The organism is Lysobacter sp. BMK333-48F3, from assembly GCF_019733395.1.
Taxonomy (GTDB): Bacteria; Pseudomonadota; Gammaproteobacteria; order Xanthomonadales; family Xanthomonadaceae; genus Lysobacter.
On sequence record NZ_JAIHOO010000001.1, the window covers coordinates 4,178,482 to 4,196,819 of the forward strand.

Here is an 18,338-nt window from a genome sequence, read left to right on the forward strand (position 1 = left end):
GGCGCCTTCCGCGCGGCTGGATTCGCATCCACGCAAACATGCCGGCAGCCTAAGCGCCCGGCGTTAAGCGCGCATCAACGCCTCGATCGCGAGGCGGGGCCGTGCCGGAGCGTGCGGACGGAGGTCCGGATCAGCGCAGCGCGCCCTTGCGCGGCATGCGTTGCAGTTCGTCGATCACCCGTTGCGGCGCGCGCAGGCGGATCTGCACCGGGAACGACTCCATCACCGTCACGTCCTCGACCACGCCCTGTTTTTCCAGCTCCATGACCCGCTGCAGCACCGGGTCCGGCGATTCCGCGCTGCCGACGATGGTGGCGCCGAGCAAAGGTTCCGCCCGGCTCGACGCCGGCGGCGCGCGATCGGCGGGCGGCTGTTTGTGCTCGCCGCCGCAAGCGGCCAGCAGCATCAGCGCGATCAGTAGCGGGCTCATGGTTGTCGCCTTGGACATGGGGTCATCCGTCGTGAACGTGGCGCACCAGCGAACCGGTGCGCCACGGATGGGACTGCGGATCAACGACCGGCGCTTACGGGTAGGTCGAGATCCAGCTCTGCAGCGTGTTGTAGACGGTGCTGGTCAGACGGGTACCGCAGTTCTGGCTCGACGAACCGGTGGTGTGGATGCCGCGCACATAGACGCCGCCGTCGCTGGAGATGCCGCTGCCGCTGTTGCCGCCGCTGGTGTCGATGGTATAGCACAGGCGGTAGGAACCGCTGGTCCACGGCGTTCCGGAGTGGGTCCACATCGTGCCGAAGGGCTTTTCGCCCGGATAGCCGGTGATGGTGTGGGTGCCGCCGGAGTACACGCCCCAGCCCGAGTTGCCGCCGTGCGGCGCCGAGCTCAGCACGATCAACGCATAGTCGTAGTTGGTGTCGGCGCTGTTGTGCCAGGCGCTGGTGGTGACGGCGCGGGCCCAGCTGGTCGTGCCCCAGGGCTGGTAGCTGCCGTTCTGGGCGACGGTGAAGTTCAGGCTGGAGTACCAGGTGCCGGCGCCGTTGGAGACGCAGTGGCCCGCGGTCAGCACGTGCTTGGGCGTGATCAGGGTGCCGGTGCAGCCGATGCCGATGCGGCCGATGTGCCAGTACGGCGAAGCGACGGTGTTGGTGATCTGGACGCGATCGTCCGTGCCGATCACCACCTTCGGCGCGAAACGCACGTCGCCGCCGCCGAGGGCCGGCAGCATCGGCGCGTTGCCGGGGGTCGACGCGTTGCGGCCGAGCAGTTCCAGATCGCGCAGCGCCTTCTCGAACACGGCGACGTCTTCCGGGTGCATGCTGGCGGCGTACTGGTCGCCGTTGGGAGTGACCATGACCGCGCTCAAACCGGCGGCCTTCTGGCGCGGGCTCTGCAGACGGGCGTCGATCGAACCGCCGCGTTCGGGCAGCACGTCGCGCACTAGGTTGTCGCCGTGGATGAACTTGGCCTTGGCGCCCATCTTCTGGAACGGACGCTCCTTGGCTTCGGCGGTGTTGGCCAGCGGGGCCGAAACCAGCAACGCCAGGCTCAGTGCGACTAGACTCTTCATAACTAGCTCCTTGTTGGTTGAAAGTCCTGACTACCGCCGGGCAAGCGCGTCCTGCGCTTCCCGGCCGACCGAGCGGGCAGGATGCCCGGTCGATATGCGAACGGCACGGACGCACCGGTTCGCGACGCGGCCGTCCCGGGCCGCGCTGAGCGAGCGCCTGCGGCGCCCGTCATGTCGGGTTGTTCGCCTCGCCATCGCAAGGGCGAGCGCGTTCGCGGCGCGGCGGATGCCGCGCCTGCATGCTCGTGTCCAAACGCCGCGAATCCCGCGGCGCGGCGCCCGGCCGCTAGTCGGTGCGGCGGGGCAGGGAGCGTCCGGCTCTCACCGAAGGCGGGGACTGCGCGGGTTTGGCGCTCGCCCGTTCCCGGCTCGAGTGGACGCTCGTATCGATGCGCATTGCGACCTCCATGTTCGCGAATCGGAAAAACTTTCGGCGGCGGCCAGCCGCTGTGCTCGATCATCGGTCGCACGTCGCGCCGCGATGCGGACTGCCGTTCGTGCGCCGTTTCACGCTATCTGAGCGTGTCGCGCGGGTTGCGACACGTCCTCATGTCGGCATGGCCCGCTGTTCTCCAACGTCGTTTGCATTTTCGGTGGGACAAAAAATTTTGTTGACTGGCTGCGCGGCGCGGTTCCATTCCCTAGCAGCCTCGTAGGAATACGCGGCATCGCATCGGAAGCGGACAGAACATCGGCCACGAATCGAATGCGTGACCGCGTCGTCGGATCGTCTCAGCGGGAACTGGCGCATGCTCGATGCCCGATCGAGCGTGGTTCAAGCGCGCATCGTCCGTCGCGAATGCAGCGCAAGCGCTGGGCCGATCCATTCGTCACGCATGCATATGCGATGCGCGACCACGGCCGCATGCAATGCCTATCGCTGAAGCCGTTCGAGGGCGTCGCCAACCGCTGCGGCGACAGCAGGATTCATGAATCTCTCGATCCGCATTGGCCGGATCGCCGCTCGAACGTCGTTCAAGCAGGCTGAATGCCCAACGGACGGAAAGTGCAGGCCTCATTCGTTTGAGGCGGCCATCACATGAATCTCGACGTTCGGACCATCGCCAGCAAGCCGCCTGCCGTCGTGGTCGTGGAGGACGACCGCTATCTGCGCGAAGAACTGCTGGTGCCGGAGTTGCTCCACGCCGGATTCGCCGCGATCGGCGTGGCCAGCGCGCTGGAGCTGTACCGGGTGTTGACGGCGCAGTCCTTCGATCTTGTGCTGCTCGATCTGGGCTTGCCGGATGAAGACGGCTTGCGCATCGCTCAGCATCTGCGCAGCTTGCCCGCACCAGTGGGCATCGTCATGCTGACCGGCTACGACAGCGAGCACGACCGGATCAGGGGGCTGAACGCCGGCGCCGACGCCTATATCGCCAAACCCGCGGACATGGACCTGATCGTGGCGACGCTGAAGAATCTGGCGCGCTGGGCGGTGCCTGCGGCGGCAGCCGGCGCGCAAAGCACGGGCAGAAGCGGCGGATGGCGGGTGGACGAAGGGGGCTGGCGAATCCTGTCGCCCACCGACGCAGAAATCCGGATGACCAAATTCGAGCGGCAACTGATCGAGGCCTTGTCCGCGGCCGCCGGCAAGGCCGTTTCGCGGGAAGACTTGATCGCGCGTCTGGCCGAGAACGTATACGACTTCGATCCGCACCGGCTGGACATGATCGTGCATCGGCTGCGCAGGAAGTGCCTGCAGCGCAGCGGCCAGGAGTTTCCGCTGTTGTCGGTACGCAATGTCGGTTACGTCCTGGCGTGGTAGGCGCGCGTCCGCCGCACGCCGGGAATCGGCGCGCGCTTGCGTCACTCGGTCCCACCTGCGCTGTCGTTCGGCGGCCGCTGCGATCCGGCCAGCGGCAGCGATATCCGGATGCGCGTTCCGGCGCTGGGGCGGCTGTCGATCGCGATCGTGCCGGCGCAGTCGGTCACGAAGCGGTGCACCATCGCCATGCCCATGCCGGTGCCTCGCTCCCGCGGCTTGGTGGTGAAGAACGGCTCGAATACGCGCTCCATCACTTCCGGCGCCATGCCGATGCCGGAGTCCTCCATGCGCAGAACCGCATGCTCCCGTTCGATCTCAACGGACAGGAGAAATTCGCCTTTTCCCTGCAAGGCGTCGCTGGCGTTGCCGGCCAGATTGAGCAGGGCGAGCACGAACTCGTCCCGGTCCGCCAGCACCAGCGCTTCGGATTCGGGGATGACGATGTTCGCGCTTACCTCGCCCTGCAGCATGGACAGCAGCAAGGGGCGCGCTTGTTCGATCGTGCCGCAAAGGTCGAATGCGGCTACCTGCCGTTCGCCGGCCCGGCTGAAGTTCAACAGGCGGCGCGTCAGCGTGGCGCCATGCTGCGCCGCGCGCCGGATGTCGGGCAATATGGCCTCGATCGCATCGCTGCGTCGCGATCGCGAAGTGGACAGGCCGATGATCACGCTCAGCACGTGATTGAAATCGTGCGCGACGCCGGCGGAAAGCCGCCCCATCGCCTCCATGCGCTGGATGTGCATCAGCCGGGCGTAGGCGAGCTCTTTCTGCTCGACCAGTTGTTCGAGTTCCCGGCACAGGGCGCGCAGTTCCTCGCCGCGGCGGATCGCGCGTTGGGAGGAAGCGATCAGCCGGTCCAGGATCGCGGCCAGAACCAGCAGATGCATGGCCGGCAGCGCGAGGCCGGACACGGTCGCGGACCGGCTCAACGGGCTTTCGTCGCGGCCGATATCGACCCAGGCTCCCAGCGCCAGGGCGAGGAGGTTTCCGGCCAGGGCCCACCAGAGCCCTTGCCGGCCCAACAGCAGGCAGGCCAGCAGCATCGGAAACAGATGATGCATCTGCAGTTCCGATTGCGCGCGCAATCCATAGGTCCGATAGCTCAAGCCGACCAGGAGCAGCCCTCCCGCCACGGCCAGGGCGGAGGACAGTCGGTAGCGGCCCTGGGTCGAGAGATACAGGCACGCCGATGCGTACAGGGCCACGGCCGATGCGCCGAGGAATTCGTCGGACACCGACGGCCCACCCGGCGCTCGGGGCCACGATGCGACGGCCATCGCCACCGCGGCCGCCAGGGTCGCCGCCAGGATCGCCCTCAGCATCAAGACGTTGCTGTTTTCGGGCGAGTGGTGCGCCAGCCAGTGGCCGATCCGGGCGCGCTGGACGTCCCAGGCGCTGAGGAGGGATGCGGGAGTCATGGGTCGCAATGAACGCCGCTGATGGAATCGTAATCGGGGAAGCACCGGGCAGCCGGAAACCGGCGCGGCGACAAGCACTATCCAGCCTAGCATCGGCCGCATCGGTGTTCTGGGACGGAGGCTGTGGGTCTGCGACGCTTCGGCCGTCGATCGACCCAGGACATGGCCGACGCCTGTCGCGCAGGCACCGGATCGTCGCGTTGCTGAGCTGCTTGCTGTGGTTCTTCGCGGCGGCGGCGGGCGCTCGTTCCGGGCTGGAGCACCGGCTCGGCGTGGCGAAGTTCACCACCGAGGAAGGGCTGCCCCAGGCCGGCATCAACGCGATCATCCAGGCGAGGGACGGCTATCTTTGGGTCGGCACCTTCGGCGGTCTGGCTCGTTTCGACGGAACGGCGTTCGAGCTCTACACCCGTGCGCGGGCCGATGGACGCAAGGACGCGGCGCCCGCCAGCGACCGGATACTGGCCTTGCTCGAAGACGACCGCGGACGGCTCTGGGTCGGCACTGCGGATGCCGGGCTCAGCGTTCGCGAGCGCGAACGCTTCCGCCACCTGGCCCTGTGCGGCGGCGGCTGCAGGATCAACGCGATCGCCCAGGGGCCGGACGGCCGGGTCTGGGTCGCCAGCAGCGACGGCATCGCCGTGTTCGATCGGGCCGCAGGCCAGCCCCGGTGGATCGCCAGATCGCGCAGCACCGGCGAGTTCATGCGCCTGGCCATCGACGACGCCGGCCGGGTCCATGCCGGTGGGACCAACGGACTTTACCTGGTCCGCGCCGACGGGCTGGTGCCGATCGCGCTGCCCGGGCGCGAGGCCCGCGTGCAACTGCTGGAGCGCGATGGCAGCGGCCTGTTGGTCGGAAGCGAGCAACGACTGTACCGATTCGACCCGGTCCGCCGCGCCTGGCGCACATTGGCGCCTGAGGCCGCGATGTACGCCGCCCGCGACGCCGACGGCCGCTGGTGGTTGTCGCTCGCATCCAGGCAGGTGGTGCGCGAAACCGAGGACGGCGCCTGGCGGATCGTGCCCGAACTCAGCGGGCTGGGCATCGCCCACCTGTTCCGCGACGCCGATGGCAACCTGTGGGCGGGCAGCCGCAACAGCGGACTGTTGCGCATGCGTCCGCCGCTGTTCGGGTTGCTCGCAGAACCCGCGCTGGGCACGGACATGGCGGGGCGCGCCGTCGTCGCCGACGGCGGCGACGGCCTGTGGCTGGGTTCGGCCTGCGGCGGCCTGTTCCATTGGAGCCCTCGCCGCGGCGCCCGTCCGATTCCGGTCGAGGCGACCTTGGGCAGCGCATGCATCGCCAGCCTGCTGCTCGACAGCCGCGGCGCGCTCTGGATCGGTACCGCCGGCGGCGCGCTGGGCCGGCTCGAGAACGGCCGCCTGGAGTTGGCCGGGTTCTGGCCGAACAACGAGTCGGTATCGATCTGGGAACGAGGGCCGCAGGATTTCATCGTGGCCGTCGGCAGGACCACATACGCGTCTACTTACCCGTACCCGAACGCTTCCGCGCCGCAGACCGAACGCTTTCGCCGCATCGCCGCCTTGCAGGGAACGCGCATCGCCGACGTGGCGCCAGCGGCGAAGGGCGGGATCTGGCTCGCCGGCAGCCAGGGCGTCGTACGCTTGAACGGCGACCGGATCGTGGAGCGATGGACGCGGCCCCAGGGGTTTCCTTCGCGATCCGCACGAGCCTTGCACGAGGACGCGGCGGGCGCGCTGTGGGTCGGCACGTACGGCGACGGTCTGTATCGGATCGAACAGGGCAGGGTATTCCGCTACGGCGCCGGCAACGGCCTCTCGGACGAGACCGTCTCCTGCATCCTGGAAGACGCGCGCGGGCGATTGTGGTTGGGCGGAAACGCAGGCGTGGCCCTGGTTCCGGCGCCGCGCAAAAGCGCGCACCGCATCGAATCGATCCGGTTTTCGGCCAGCGACGGATTGATCCCGAGCGAGATCAACGGCGGCGACTCCGTTCCCTGCCTTCGCGACAGTCGCGGCGCCTTGTGGTTCGCCCTGGTGTCCGGCTTCGGCACGGTCGACCCGGCGAGGGTGCCGGGGGTCGAGTCCGCGCGCCTGAAATCGCATATCGAGCATGTCGCGATCGACGGAAAACCGCTGCGCCCGAGCGGCAGAACGCTGCTGCTGCCCTCGTATTCGAGCAATCTGGAAATCCGTTACACCGCGATCAACCTGGGCAAGCCGCGCGATACCGCGTTCCGGTTCCGCCTGACCGGCGCGGACCGCGGATGGGTGGACGCCGGGCCGAACCGTAGCGTCCTGTATCCGCGCATTCCCTGGGGCCGGTTCGATTTCCAGGTGCAGGCGCGCACCGGCGGAGGGGCATGGGCGAGCGAGCCCGACGCGGCATTGAGCATCGTTCATCCTCGCCCCTGGCATCAGCATCCCTGGGTGTGGGGGCTGATCGCATTGTTGGGGCTGTTGGCGTTGACCATCGCCGGGCGCGGCGACGAAGCGCCCGCCGGCTTCAAACCGGCGGGCGTATCGCGCTCCCCGGGGGGCGCGGCGGCGCAAGCAGCGGCGGACGAGGCCTAGGAATCGTGCTTGGGCGAGCCCCATGCATCGTCGCCACCGATGCACGAGGCTAGCGCCCGAACCGACCTCAGGGTTGGGCGCAGCCGGCGAACCGGTCAGGACGGGTCAGCAGCTGTTGCTGGCCGACATGCCGTTCATTTCGCAGAACCAACTGTGAGGCAACGCGCAAACGATGGTCCCGCAATCGACGCAGCTCAGATTGCCGCAGCCGTCCTCACAGCACCAATAGCCGTTCGAACAGCCATCGCCGGACATTCCGATTCCACCGGCAACAAGGGCCTTTCCGGCGGCGCCGGAACGAACCGGAGGGGTCTGCAGAGGCATATGCATAGCGATTTCTCCTGTACGCGATCAGATGAGTTTCGACTACTGCCTGGCCTGGTGCGTGGGGTAGAGTCCGGACAGCACATACTTGTCGGCCGGGCCGTTTTTCCCGGCCCTGCGCTTGATCGTCCTGAAGCTGCCGCCTTCGCACTTCTCGACGCAACCGTCGTAGGTCTCCATGCATTTGTTGGTGCAGCTTTCGTCGTCGTCGCCGCAACCGCCGATGCAAGATCTCAGTTGGCCCAGGCAGGCCGCGATGCAAGCCTGGTCGCAGCTGCTGGGACGGATCGCGTCGCGGACGAAGGAAGGAGCCGGCCTGTGGGCCGGGGCGGTCAGAGGGGGGCGATTCATGATTGTCCTCGCTGGTCGGGGTTGGACTTCTTGGTGAGCGCGGGAATCGGAACCCAGTCGTTCAAGATCCGTTCCCGGGCCTTGCAGCCGGCGCACGCGGGCACGCCGGCTTTATTGAATGCGCGACGAAGCAGGGTGCCCAGGCCGGGGCCCGAACTGTCCGCATCCGTCGCGGGAGGAAGTCGCTTGGGCAGGTGCATGGACTAGACCTCGTTCCAGAACCGCGGCTGGCCGACGCCGATCGGCAGAACATCGCTCACATCGACGGTGAAGCGGCACGCCCGCCTGGCGCGCATCAGGTTTTCCGGGTCGAAGAAGCGCATCTTCACGTCGTACAGCTCGTCGTCGGACTTGGCGAGCGGGCTCTTCTCGACCGAGATGGCTTCGAGCACCCGGCCTTCACGAAGCGATTGCTTGAACACGCTTGCGGCCTGGAAGACATTGGTCGCCGAGTAGTTCAAGGCCCGATCCTCCGGGCTCAAGCCGTTGTTGCGGAAATCGAAGTAGATGCGGCTCAGGAAGTCTTCGACACCGTCCTTGAGCGCCTGGTCGTCGTCGCTGTCGGCGAGAGCCTCGAGCAGCGCCTTGGTCGACCAGCTGTACATGCCGCGGACGTCAGGCGCCAAAACCGGCACCGTCTCGCCGGACTGCAGCGCGATCGTCCGTCCGGACGAATAGCCGCAAATGGATATGCGTTCGATGTCCGGATCGCCGAGGAAATCGAGCAGCTTCTGGTAGGTGACGTGGGCGAACGGGCCGACCGGGGTGATGGCGTAAAGGACGGTGCCGTCCAGCTTCAACAGCCACACCACGGACGGCGCCTCGTGCAGGTTCGCCTTCAGATACGTACCGATGTCCCTGCCGGCGGCCGACTGGCTGAAGCTGTTTCGGGACGATTCGCTGTAGTACTCGACCGCCAGCTCGCCCAGGGCGTAGACCAGTTGAGGCTGCTTGCAGGTGGTGCATCCCGACGAAGGCTTCACCAACTCCTCCTGGCCGTACGCGCGGTCGGCGGCGTACGCGACAACGTCCTCGTGCCCGGCATCACGCCCCGGATCGTACGAGTTGGCGACGGAGAGGGCATGCGGATTCGCTTCCGGCATGGACTCGTCTTGTTCTTTCTGCGGGGTCGCGTGGGTCGAGGTAGGGTCCGACATGCCGTGCTCCTTCTGGTTTTCTGAGTTGACTAGGAAAGCGTGAGCGGCCGCCACATCCATGATTCCCGATAGCAACTGGCGGCAGTGTTTGCTGTCCGGATCTCGTTCGCAGCCCCGGGCCGATTCGAGCATCGCTTGGCGCACCCGGCGCGGGTCGATGCGGCCGTAGCGCGCAAGCTGCACGCTCATCAGCAGCGCGGCGGCGCCGGCGACGATGGGCGTGGCGAAACTGGTGCCGCTTCTGCGGCGAACGCCTCCGCCGGGCCTGGCTCCCAGGATGTGCTCGCCGGGCGCCAGGATTCCGCGGCCGCGGTATGCGTCGCTCCAGTTGCTGTTGCGCATCGGCGCTCCGGACGCGCCCAATGCGCCCACCGCCAGGACCTCGGGCAGCGCTGCCGGAATATGCGCGCAATCGCATCCGTCGTTGCCGGCGGCGGCTATCACCAGCACGTTGTTTCTGACGCAACGCTCCAGGGCGCGTTTCAACAGTCCGTCGGCCGGTTGTCCCGCCGACTTGATCAGCTGGCCTGCGCTGATCGTGACGATATCGGCACCGTTGCCGACGGCCAGGTCGATCGCATGCGCCAGGTACGATTGCGTGCAGAAGCTGCGTCCTGCGCGCGGCCGGTCATCGAAGATCTTGATCAGCAAGCCGGTGCAGTTCGGCGCCACCCCCGACACGGCACCGCGGCCGAAGATCACGCTGGCGATATGGGTTCCGTGCTGGTGCGCCGGCGAATCCGATGGCGCCTGGTTTTCGCCGAGCGCGGTCAGCGCCGCTCCCTGGAAGCAGGGGTGCAATACATCCACGGCCCCGTCCAGCACGGCGATGCGGACTTCGCGGCTGCCGAGCGTTTCCCGCTGCAGTGCGGCGATGTCCTTCCAGGTTTTTTCGCCGAGATCTTCGTGCCGCGGGATATTCATTCGTTGGTCCGTCGTTCGAGCCGCACCCGGCCCGGCCGTGGACATGCCGGGCTTTGCCGCGACAGCGCGATATCGCGCTTTTCCCAGGTCGGCGATCGGATCGCGGCGCCGGCTGCGGTAGGCGCAACGATGGGCTCGGCGCGACGGCGATGCACGCACCGAAATTTTCGGTTTTTCACTGCGAATGTCGGCAGGCGCGCGAATCTGCGACGGTGTTCGGAACCGGACGTGATCCAGTCCGAACCGGCCAGTCTGCGCAGCCGTGGCAGCGGGGAAACTTGCGAACAGCGACTCCGTTCGGTTTCGAGTCTCAGCCGGTGGGCCCGGACCGCCGCCTCGGTCCCGGCGTTAGCTGTTGGCCGTTGCTGCAGACCGTATGCGGCGGTTTCCCCTGGCGAGGGACGGCGCTGTCATCGCCGCCGCCCGGCGTGCGTTGCCAGTTGCAGCCGACGCCGCAAGGAACCGCCATGCGCCACCTGTCCGCCCCCCGCTTGCTTGCCGCCCTGTCGGGTCGGCTTTGCCTGCTTGCGGCACTCGCTGTCCCTGGATTCGCATCGGCGGCCGAGGCCTCGGTCGCGCAACGCGACCTGGCCTACGGCCCCGACCCGGCGCAGCGCTTGGACGTTTACAGCCCGCATCGGGCAAGCGGCGCGCCTATCGTGCTGATGGTCCATGGCGGCGGCTGGCGCATCGGCGACAAGGCGGCACGCGGCGTGGTTCAGGCCAAGGCCGCGCACTGGAACGCGCAGGACCGGATCGTGGTCTCGATCAACTACCGGCTACTGCCGCAGGCCGACCCGCTGCAGCAGGCCGCGGACGTGGCGCGCGCCCTGGCCTATGTGCAACGCGAGGCGCCGCGCTGGGGCGGCGACGCGACACGCCTGGTCTTGATGGGGCATTCGGCCGGCGCGCACCTGGTGGCGCTGCTGGCGGCCGCACCGGAGCTGGCGCGCGCGCAGGGGGCGCGGCCTTGGAGCGGGACGGTCGCGCTGGACAGCGCCGCCTACGACGTCGAGGCCTTGATGCGCCGGCCGCACCTGCGCCTGTACGACCAGGCGTTCGGCGCGGATTCGCGCTATTGGCGCGAGGCTTCGCCGACCCGGCGCCTGCGCGGCGCGCCGGCACCGATGCTGTTGGTCTGTTCCAGCCGACGCCGGCAGTCCTGCCCGCAGGCGCGCGACTACGCCCGCCGCGCCGTCGACCTGGGCGGGCGCGCGCAGGTGCTGCCGCTCGGGTTGGACCATGCGGCCATCAACGCCGAGCTCGGCGCCGAAGGCGACTACACCGCCCGGGTGGATGCGTTCCTGGCCTCGCTATGGGCGCCTGCGCGCCGCGATTGATCGTGGCCACCGGTCGATCCGGCACGGTCGACCGGCGTCGTTGCCGGTTGTAGCATCGCCCTGGATCGCGATATCGACCAGGGCGGTCGGTCATGGCGCGCGGGCCGCGCCGTCCAGTCGCTCGAATCGCCCCATCCATCGCCTTCGGCCGGAGTCCGCCATGCATCGCAATCGCGTTTCCATCCTGATCGCCGCCGTGCTGGGCGGCGCTCTGCTGGGCGCCTGCTCGCGCCCGCCGCCTGCCGCCACCGACGAACCCGCGCCGGCGGCAGCGACCGCTGCGGCGCCCGCGCCGGCTGCTGCCGATACCGGCGCATTCGCGTTCCGGATCGGCGCACTCGAGGCTTACGCGCTGAAGGACGGCGACATCGACGTCGCCAACGACGGCAAGACCTTCGCCATCGGCGAGCCGGCCGAACAGGTCGCGGCCTTGCTGAGCGCGGCCGGTCAGCCGACCGACGTGCTGCACCTGAGCATCCAGCCCTTGCTGGTGCGCAGCGGCGCCCGGGTCCTGCTGTTCGACACCGGCGCCGCCGGCGTTTCCTTCGCCCAGGCCGGTCGCTTGCCGGCCTCCCTGCGCGCCGCCGGCGTCGAGCCGGCGCAGGTCACCGACATCTTCATCTCGCACGGACACCCGGACCACGTCGGCGGCCTGCGCACGGGCGAGGGCGGCCTGGCCTTCGCCAACGCGACCATCCATCTGTCCAGGCCCGAATGGGAGGCGCTGAAGGGCGACCCCGGCAACGCCGCCCTGGTGGCCGCGATCGCGCCCAAGGTCCAGGCCTTCGAGCCGAATGCGGCGATCGTTCCCGGCTTGGTCGCCGCGGTCGCTGTCGACGGCCATACGCCCGGCCACAGCGCGTACGAGATCGTTTCCGGCAACGAACGCCTGTTGTACCTGGGCGATACCGCGCACCATCACGTGATCTCGGTGCAGCGCCCGGAATGGACGGTGGACTACGACCGCGACGCGCCGTTGGCCGAAGCCAGCCGGCGCGCCCTGCTGCAGCGCGCCGCCGAGCAGGATCTGCACGTGTACGCCGTGCACTTTCCGTTCCCGGGCCTGGGGCGGATCAAGCGCGAAGGCGACGGCTTCGCCTGGGTGGCCGATCGCTGAAAGCCGGGGGCGGTCGGGGCAGGGGAGTTCTCTTCGCCCGCTCCGGCTGCACAGCCAGGACGCGCCGGGGCGACGCCTGGCACCTGCCGACAGCGTGCGTGCGCCGGCGGGATGCGCTCAGCGACGACCGTCCGGTGTGGCGCCATTGGTCACGCGCAGGCCGATCGAGCGCCGCAGATAGCGCCGCAACTGCGGTTCGTCGAAGGCCGGCTCGGCGATGCCGCTGCCGCGCAGGAATTCGTCGACGTTGCCGCAGTCCCAACGATAGCCGTCCTGATACAACTCGGCCGTCGACTGGCCGTCGCGCACGACATCCTTGAACAGGCTCAGCAGCGGGTACAGTGGCGCTGTGTGGTCGTTCTCCCACAGCGCGCACCAGGCGCGATAGGGCAGCCGCGGCAGACGCAGTCCCGACGCTGCCTCCAGCTTGGCGAAGAATTCGTGCAGGGTGAGATTGTTCCGGTCGCGGTTGACCAGGTTGAATTTCTTGCCGATGGCCGCCGGATTGCGCGAAATATGGGCGATGGCCCGGGTCATGTAGTCGACGCTGGTCAGCCCCTCGCGGAAATTGCGTAGCTCCGGAACGCCGCCGTACGCGATGCAGGTGCGGACCAGCCGGGACCACCATTGGTAATCGGCGCAACGGCCGGAACGGCCGTGGAAGGTCGCGTAGCCCAGGCGGAAGGTCATCAGCGGCAGGCCGCGGCTCGCCGCCATATCGGCGATCTTTTCCATCACCCATTTGCTGCGGACGTAGCCGATGTCGGCGCTCACCGCGGTCAGGTTCTGGTCGATGTCGTCGTCCTCGCGCATCATCTGCTTGCCGGTGTACCGGTGCCCCCAGCTGTAGACCGAAATCGTCGACATCAGGGCCAGCGGCTTGAGCCGGCCGGCGGCGCAGAAGGCCAGGACCTCGCGCAGCCCCAGCACGTTGTCGCGGCGCAGATGCGAGTAGGGCTGGATGAAGTTGACCGCACTGGCGCAGTGGTAGACCAGGTCGGCCGATCCGGCCAGATAGTCGTGCTCGCCGGCGGCCAGTCCCAGCCGCGGCTCGGCCAGGTCCGCCGGGTAGGCGCGCACCCGCAACAGGCCGCGCTCGCCGGGGTCCAGGGCGTACTTGGCCAAAGTCGCCTTCAGTCGCTCGCCGGCGGCGTTCTGGTCGCTGGCCCGGATCGGACAGTGGATCGTCGCGCTCGTGGTCGCGAGCAGATCGCACAGCAAGTGGGCGCCGACGAACCCGGTGGCGCCGGTCAGCACGACATGCCGGGGCGCGGCGATCTGGCTCGTGTCGTATCCGGTGTCGAAGCGGGTGCCGTCGATCAGATGCAGGTCGGATTGCAGCGCCCGGATCGGTTCGGCGTCGATCGTGGGCGCGCTGCGGCCCGAGCGCTGTTCCAGCGCCGTGGCCAGGGCGCGAACGCTGGGAAATTCGTAGATGTCCCGGACATAGGCCTTGACCCCCAGCGCCTGGCCGATCTCGCGGGTCAGCTGGGCGGCGAGCAGCGATTGGCCGCCGATCGCGAAGTAGCTGTCGTCCCGGTCGAAATCGGCATGCCCGAGCGCGCGGGCGAAGATCGCCGCGATCTGCGCTTCGGTGTCGGTGCCGGTCTCGGCCGCCTGGGCAAGCGCTGCTGCGGCTTGCCGGCGTTGCGCGTAGCGCCGGAGCAGCTCGGTTTTGTCGGTCTTGCCGTTGGGCGTAAGCGGGAACGCATCCACTGTCATGAAGGCGGCGGGAATCATGTAGTCCGGCAACGTCGCGGCGAGCTGGGCGCGCAGCCCGGAAGGCGCGGCGTTCGCTTCCGTCGCGGCCGTCGCCTCGGCCACCACGAAGGCGACGATCTGCTTGCGACCGGGGTCGTCCGGCGCGGCGACCGCGACCGCGGCCTTGCGCACGCCGGGCAGCAACTGCAACTGCGCCTCGATTTCGCCCAGTTCGACCCGATTGCCGCGGATCTTGATCTGCTCGTCGCCTCGGCCGAGAAACTGGATCTCGCCGTCCGGCAACAGTCGCGCCAGGTCGCCGGTGCGGTACAGGCGCTGGCCGCCGACGTTCACGAAGCGCTCGCGAGTGAGCGCTTCGTTGTCGAGATAGCCGCGCGCCAGCCCCGGGCCGCCCAGGCAGAGCTCGCCTGTCTCGCCCGGAGGAACCGGGTCGAGGGACGGATCGAGGATGTGCGCCGTCGCGCCCGCGATCGGTTTGCCGATCGAGTAGGGGGCGCCCGCGCTGGCGCTGGGCACCCGCCTGGAGGTGGCGAAAATGGTCGCCTCGGTGGGGCCGTAGTAGTCCACCAGGGTGTAGCCGATTCCGTCCAGGTCGACGGGGGTCAATTTTTCGCCGGCGGTGAACAGATAGCGCAAGCGCGTCCTCACGCCGCGGGTCGCCGCTACGACCTCCGGCACCATCACGGTCGGCACGAAGGCGTGGCTGATCGCATGGTCCGCATAGAACAGCGCCAGCACAGCAGGGTCCACACGCACGGCTTGCTCCAGCAGGTGCAGCGTCGCCCCGGCGCACAGGGCCGACCACACTTCCCACTGGGCGACGTCGAAACCGATCTTGGCCATCGAAGTCAGGCGACTGTCGCCGTTCACCTCGAACTCGCGGTTGTGCCAGTCGACCAGATTGCCGAGCGCCGCATGCTCAATGACGACGCCTTTGGGCAGACCGGTGGTGCCTGAGGTGAAGATCGCGTACGCGACATCGCCCGCGCCGGCCGCAACGGGCGGGGCCAACCGACCGGCCGGAGCGGCCGCGAGTTCGTCGATATCGAGCGCCTCGAATGCGTCGCGAGTCCAGGCCCCACGGGAACACAGCGCCAGCGCGGATCGGGTCTGGGCGACGATGTAGCGTTTTCTCGCGTCGGGATAGCCGTCGTCGATCGGCACATAGGCCGCGCCGGATTTGGCGATGCCGAGCAGGCCGACGACCAGGCTCGCAGAGCGGTCGCAGATCAAAGGCACCAGCGATCCGGGCCCGATGCCGCGTTGGGCGAGGCGCGCCGCGACGAGGTCGCTGTCGCGATCGAGCTGCCGGTAGCTGATCGCGCGGCCGCGGTCGACCGCGGCGGTCGATTCGGGCTGTTCGATCGCGCGATTCCGAAACCGATCGACTACGCTGCGTATGGTCGGCATGCCTGTGTCTCCGATGGTCGAAGTCGCCGCTGTGCCCACCGCGCATGCGACGGGACGCGGTCGCGTCCTCGCGCCATGGCGATTGCGCAGGCATTGCGGATGGAAAGACGATGGCCGCGAGGCATGCGCGAAGAGGAAATCGCCGGTGGATTTCGCTGCAACGCGCGCATCGCCTCGTTCGACGTACTGAGTACCGGTCGACGGCGCGTTGGTCTGTGATCGGATCGCAGTTCCGCTCTGCTCACCGACGCTAACGGTCGGACCGTTGATCCAGATCAATCCGACGCGATGCCGAAGGCTCTGGATGCCCGCCTGCGCGGGCATGACGACTGGAAGATTCGTGGCGAAGCCGAGCCACCGTCATTCCCGATGAACGTCATCCCGCGAAAGCGGGGATCCAGGGCTTCACCGAGACAAGACCGCGAAGTCTGTGGGCGCCCGCCTGTGCGCAGAGGCAGGTCGTGGCGTCGCCGCGGAAACCGCGGCGGGCCGTCGACCGACCCGCCGCGCGTGCGGCCGTCTTCGGGCGATGCTTACTCGCCCGAACTGAGCGCGATCGCCAGGGTCAGCACCGACAGGCGATTGACGTAGGCCGACATCAGGTCGGCGTTGTCGCTGCCGTAGGGCGTGAACGCATCGCATTGGCCGGGCTGCAGCGGCTGGCCGAAGCCGGGGCTGACCAACGCGGTGGCGTTGGCGAGGATCGCCGGCGTGTACGGCGCCAACAGCGCCGGGTCGGCCTGGTGGGCCTGCAGCAGATAGCGCATGAACACCGCCACGCCGGTCTGGTAATCGCCGTAGTCGTAGCCCGGCGGCACCGCTGCGTACGGATCCGAGGCGCCGACCTGCAGCCAGGGCAAGGGGAACTCGCCGGCTACCGAGCCGTAGGTGCGCGGGAGGAAGGCGTTGGCGAACATGCCCTCGATCAGCTGCGGGTAGACGCCGGTCACCGGCGGCGGCGAGGCCCGGTACATCGCCTGCGCCTCGCGCAGGGCGCCGATCAGCAGGCCCTGGTCGCCGCTCCAGGTCATCGACCGGTCGTAGGAGGAATCCCAGTACACCACGTTGTCCACGGCGTGGAAGCTGGACACGCGTTCGCGCACCAGCACGCCGGCGCGCGAGCCCGACTGGCTGGTCAGCAGCAGCGATTGCCACGGGTCCGGGGTCTTCAGCATCCATAGCTGCCACCAGGCGATCTGGTCCTGCCAGGCCTGATTGCAGGCCTGGACGTCGACGCCGGCGTCGGTGAAGTACGCAGTGAAGGCCGGGTTCTGCGCGGCCAGGGACAGGCGCAGGCTGAGCAGGGCGAACACGCCGTTGGTGACCGTGTTCTGGATCGGGTTGAGCACGCCGCCGCTGCCGTCGTACTCGGCCACCGGGGTGGGGTGCGCGTCGAGGGTGATCGGCGAGTTCCAGATTCCGCCGGGCGAGTAGCGCGGCCGCAGTTGGGCCTGGATCAGCGGCGGCACGTTCGGCCAGGTCTGGCCGATGTCGGCCCAGCAATTGGGCGCGCCGCGGTTGACCGGGTGGGTGCTGGCGAATTGCGCCCAGCCCGGCGGATCGGTGTAGGGGTAGATCGCGGTCTGGTTCGGCTGAGTCGACCAGCGCGGCCCGACCATGTAGCACCAGGCGTTGATCGCGATCTTGAGGAAGTCGATGCGGTGCTGGGCCGCGAACCCCAGTTCCGCGGCGCGCAAGGCGGCGATGCCGATCCAGCCGAAATCGTCCCACCAATTGCCTTTCTTGGTCGGGTCCAGCGCGGCCAAGGCGTCCTGGCCGTAGGGCGCGCTGTCGGCGCCGCTGACGAGGAAGTAGTCGAGCAGGCTGTCGAAGGCGCAGGCGGTGCGCCAGACGTTGCCGGCGCTGCTCCACAGCGGGTGGATCTGGTCGAACAGAACTTTGGCTTCGGCCAGATAGGCGGCCGCATTGGGCGGTACGCCCGGCTGCGCCGCGTTGCTGCCGGTCCGGTCGATCCGAGAGACGTTCATGGCTGCGTCCTGAGTTGGTTGGCGTCGAACTGCGGTCGATGCTGTTCCTGCAGTGGGCGCGAGCAGCGGCGATCCGGACGCGAACGCCGGCCGTCGTGCCGCGCGGGTCCGCACGGCATGGCGGCAAGCGCAGGCCGGGGCGGCCGGCGATCAGGCGGGCGCGAAGTGGGCCAGGAACATGTCGGTGGCGGTCTGCGCCACCTGGTCGCGCTGGGCCGGCGTCAGCATCGGCTGGCCCAGGGTGATCTGCGGCCAGAACGCGAAGCCCTTGACCATCCCCTGCAGCAGCATCGAAGCAAACAACGGATCCTGCGCCTGCAGGCGGCCGTCGGCGGCGGCGGCGCGGATCCACGCGGTCAGGGCCTCTTCCTTGTCGCCCATGCGCGCGAACAACTGCTGGGCGCGCTCGGGCGCGGGGATGATCGCGACGATGGCGACCCGGGCCAGGTCGATGAAGGCTTCGTCGTGCAGCAACTGCAGCTTCTGCTGCACCAGTTCGAGCAATTGCGGGCGCAGCGGACGGTCGGCCCGGTAGACCAGGTCGGGCGAGGCCAGGCTGCGTTCCCACAGTTGTTGCAGGATCTGCGCGAACAACACCTCCTTGCTCGGGAAGTGGTTGTAGACCGTGCGCTTGGAGACCCCGGCGCTGGCCGCGACCCGGTCCATGCTGGTGGCGTCGTAGCCGGCCTGGCGGAATTCGGCCATGGCCGCGTCGAGGATGGCGGCGCGCTTGCGGTCGGT

Annotated in this window: 14 protein-coding genes; 5 read left to right on the forward strand and 9 right to left on the reverse strand. The window is 68.5% G+C overall.

All coding sequences use genetic code 11. From position 1 onward, the window contains the following. Window positions 1-130: 130 nt before the first annotated feature. Window positions 131-430, reverse strand: coding sequence for a hypothetical protein (locus tag K4L06_RS18010; RefSeq protein ID WP_221672702.1), 300 nt, complete (start codon window positions 428-430; stop codon window positions 131-133). 94 nt (window positions 431-524) lie between these two features. Beyond that, complete coding sequence (locus K4L06_RS18015; RefSeq protein WP_221672703.1) at window positions 525-1,523, reverse strand: trypsin-like serine protease; 999 nt, start codon at window positions 1,521-1,523, stop codon at window positions 525-527. 706 nt (window positions 1,524-2,229) lie between these two features. Here K4L06_RS18015 and K4L06_RS18020 point away from each other — a divergent pair. Together K4L06_RS18020 and K4L06_RS18025 are read left to right on the forward strand one after the other, a co-directional pair. Next, a complete protein-coding gene (locus K4L06_RS18020; RefSeq protein WP_221672704.1) occupies window positions 2,230-2,511 on the forward strand; it encodes a hypothetical protein in 282 nt (93 codons plus the stop codon). Between the two features lie 51 nt (window positions 2,512-2,562). Beyond that, on the forward strand, window positions 2,563-3,288 hold the full coding sequence (locus tag K4L06_RS18025) for a response regulator transcription factor (protein WP_221672705.1): 726 nt from the start codon (window positions 2,563-2,565) through the stop codon (window positions 3,286-3,288). 41 nt (window positions 3,289-3,329) lie between these two features. Here the strand turns inward: K4L06_RS18025 and K4L06_RS18030 are convergent, their stop codons facing one another. Beyond that, window positions 3,330-4,706, reverse strand: a complete 1,377-nt coding sequence (locus K4L06_RS18030) for an ATP-binding protein (protein ID WP_221672706.1) — start codon at window positions 4,704-4,706, stop codon at window positions 3,330-3,332. Window positions 4,707-4,714: 8 nt separating this feature from the next. Between K4L06_RS18030 and K4L06_RS18035 the strand changes: the two genes are divergently transcribed. Next, entirely contained in the window at window positions 4,715-7,264 is a 2,550-nt protein-coding gene (locus tag K4L06_RS18035) for a two-component regulator propeller domain-containing protein (RefSeq protein ID WP_221672707.1), read from the forward strand. 366 nt (window positions 7,265-7,630) lie between these two features. Here the strand turns inward: K4L06_RS18035 and K4L06_RS18040 are convergent, their stop codons facing one another. The 3 genes from K4L06_RS18040 to K4L06_RS18050 are packed head-to-tail and all read right to left on the reverse strand — an operon-like array spanning window position 7,631 to window position 10,020. Beyond that, window positions 7,631-7,939, reverse strand: coding sequence for a hypothetical protein (locus tag K4L06_RS18040; protein ID WP_221672708.1), 309 nt, complete (start codon window positions 7,937-7,939; stop codon window positions 7,631-7,633). Beyond that, on the reverse strand, window positions 7,936-8,139 hold the full coding sequence (locus tag K4L06_RS18045) for a hypothetical protein (RefSeq protein WP_221672709.1): 204 nt from the start codon (window positions 8,137-8,139) through the stop codon (window positions 7,936-7,938). Before K4L06_RS18045 ends, K4L06_RS18040 begins: the two co-directional genes overlap by 4 nt. 3 nt (window positions 8,140-8,142) lie before the next feature. Beyond that, window positions 8,143-10,020, reverse strand: coding sequence for a PatA/PatG family cyanobactin maturation protease (locus tag K4L06_RS18050; RefSeq protein ID WP_221672710.1), 1,878 nt, complete (start codon window positions 10,018-10,020; stop codon window positions 8,143-8,145). A 467-nt stretch (window positions 10,021-10,487) separates the two neighbouring features. Here K4L06_RS18050 and K4L06_RS18055 point away from each other — a divergent pair, with 467 nt between their 5' ends. Together K4L06_RS18055 and K4L06_RS18060 are read left to right on the forward strand one after the other, a co-directional pair. After that, window positions 10,488-11,360, forward strand: a complete 873-nt coding sequence (locus K4L06_RS18055) for an alpha/beta hydrolase (RefSeq protein WP_255595215.1) — start codon at window positions 10,488-10,490, stop codon at window positions 11,358-11,360. Window positions 11,361-11,520: 160 nt separating this feature from the next. Then, a complete protein-coding gene (locus K4L06_RS18060) occupies window positions 11,521-12,477 on the forward strand; it encodes an MBL fold metallo-hydrolase (protein WP_221672712.1) in 957 nt (318 codons plus the stop codon). Between the two features lie 117 nt (window positions 12,478-12,594). Here the strand turns inward: K4L06_RS18060 and K4L06_RS18065 are convergent, their stop codons facing one another. From K4L06_RS18065 to K4L06_RS18075, 3 genes are all read right to left on the reverse strand, one after another. Continuing rightward, window positions 12,595-15,933: an amino acid adenylation domain-containing protein gene (locus K4L06_RS18065; RefSeq protein WP_221672713.1), complete on the reverse strand. Its 3,339-nt coding sequence runs from the start codon at window positions 15,931-15,933 to the stop codon at window positions 12,595-12,597. 209 nt (window positions 15,934-16,142) lie between these two features. Next, the gene (locus K4L06_RS18070) at window positions 16,143-17,597 is read right to left on the reverse strand and encodes a glycoside hydrolase family 76 protein (protein ID WP_221672714.1); all 1,455 of its coding nucleotides are present in this window, start codon (window positions 17,595-17,597) and stop codon (window positions 16,143-16,145) included. 150 nt (window positions 17,598-17,747) lie between these two features. Then, window positions 17,748-18,338: TetR/AcrR family transcriptional regulator (locus K4L06_RS18075; protein WP_221672715.1), on the reverse strand; the 591-nt coding region annotated here is incomplete at its 5' end.

Coding starts and splice junctions, on each gene's coding strand:
- K4L06_RS18010 (WP_221672702.1), bottom strand. CDS start 430: ATGAGCCCGCTACTGATCGCGCTGATGCTGCTGGCCGCTTGCGGCGGC.
- K4L06_RS18015 (WP_221672703.1), bottom strand. CDS start 1,523: ATGAAGAGTCTAGTCGCACTGAGCCTGGCGTTGCTGGTTTCGGCCCCG.
- K4L06_RS18020 (WP_221672704.1), top strand. CDS start 2,230: ATGCGTGACCGCGTCGTCGGATCGTCTCAGCGGGAACTGGCGCATGCT.
- K4L06_RS18025 (WP_221672705.1), top strand. CDS start 2,563: ATGAATCTCGACGTTCGGACCATCGCCAGCAAGCCGCCTGCCGTCGTG.
- K4L06_RS18030 (WP_221672706.1), bottom strand. CDS start 4,706: ATGACTCCCGCATCCCTCCTCAGCGCCTGGGACGTCCAGCGCGCCCGG.
- K4L06_RS18035 (WP_221672707.1), top strand. CDS start 4,715: ATGAACGCCGCTGATGGAATCGTAATCGGGGAAGCACCGGGCAGCCGG.
- K4L06_RS18040 (WP_221672708.1), bottom strand. CDS start 7,939: ATGAATCGCCCCCCTCTGACCGCCCCGGCCCACAGGCCGGCTCCTTCC.
- K4L06_RS18045 (WP_221672709.1), bottom strand. CDS start 8,139: ATGCACCTGCCCAAGCGACTTCCTCCCGCGACGGATGCGGACAGTTCG.
- K4L06_RS18050 (WP_221672710.1), bottom strand. CDS start 10,020: ATGAATATCCCGCGGCACGAAGATCTCGGCGAAAAAACCTGGAAGGAC.
- K4L06_RS18055 (WP_255595215.1), top strand. CDS start 10,488: ATGCGCCACCTGTCCGCCCCCCGCTTGCTTGCCGCCCTGTCGGGTCGG.
- K4L06_RS18060 (WP_221672712.1), top strand. CDS start 11,521: ATGCATCGCAATCGCGTTTCCATCCTGATCGCCGCCGTGCTGGGCGGC.
- K4L06_RS18065 (WP_221672713.1), bottom strand. CDS start 15,933: ATGCCCGCGCAGGCGGGCATCCAGAGCCTTCGGCATCGCGTCGGATTG.
- K4L06_RS18070 (WP_221672714.1), bottom strand. CDS start 17,597: ATGAACGTCTCTCGGATCGACCGGACCGGCAGCAACGCGGCGCAGCCG.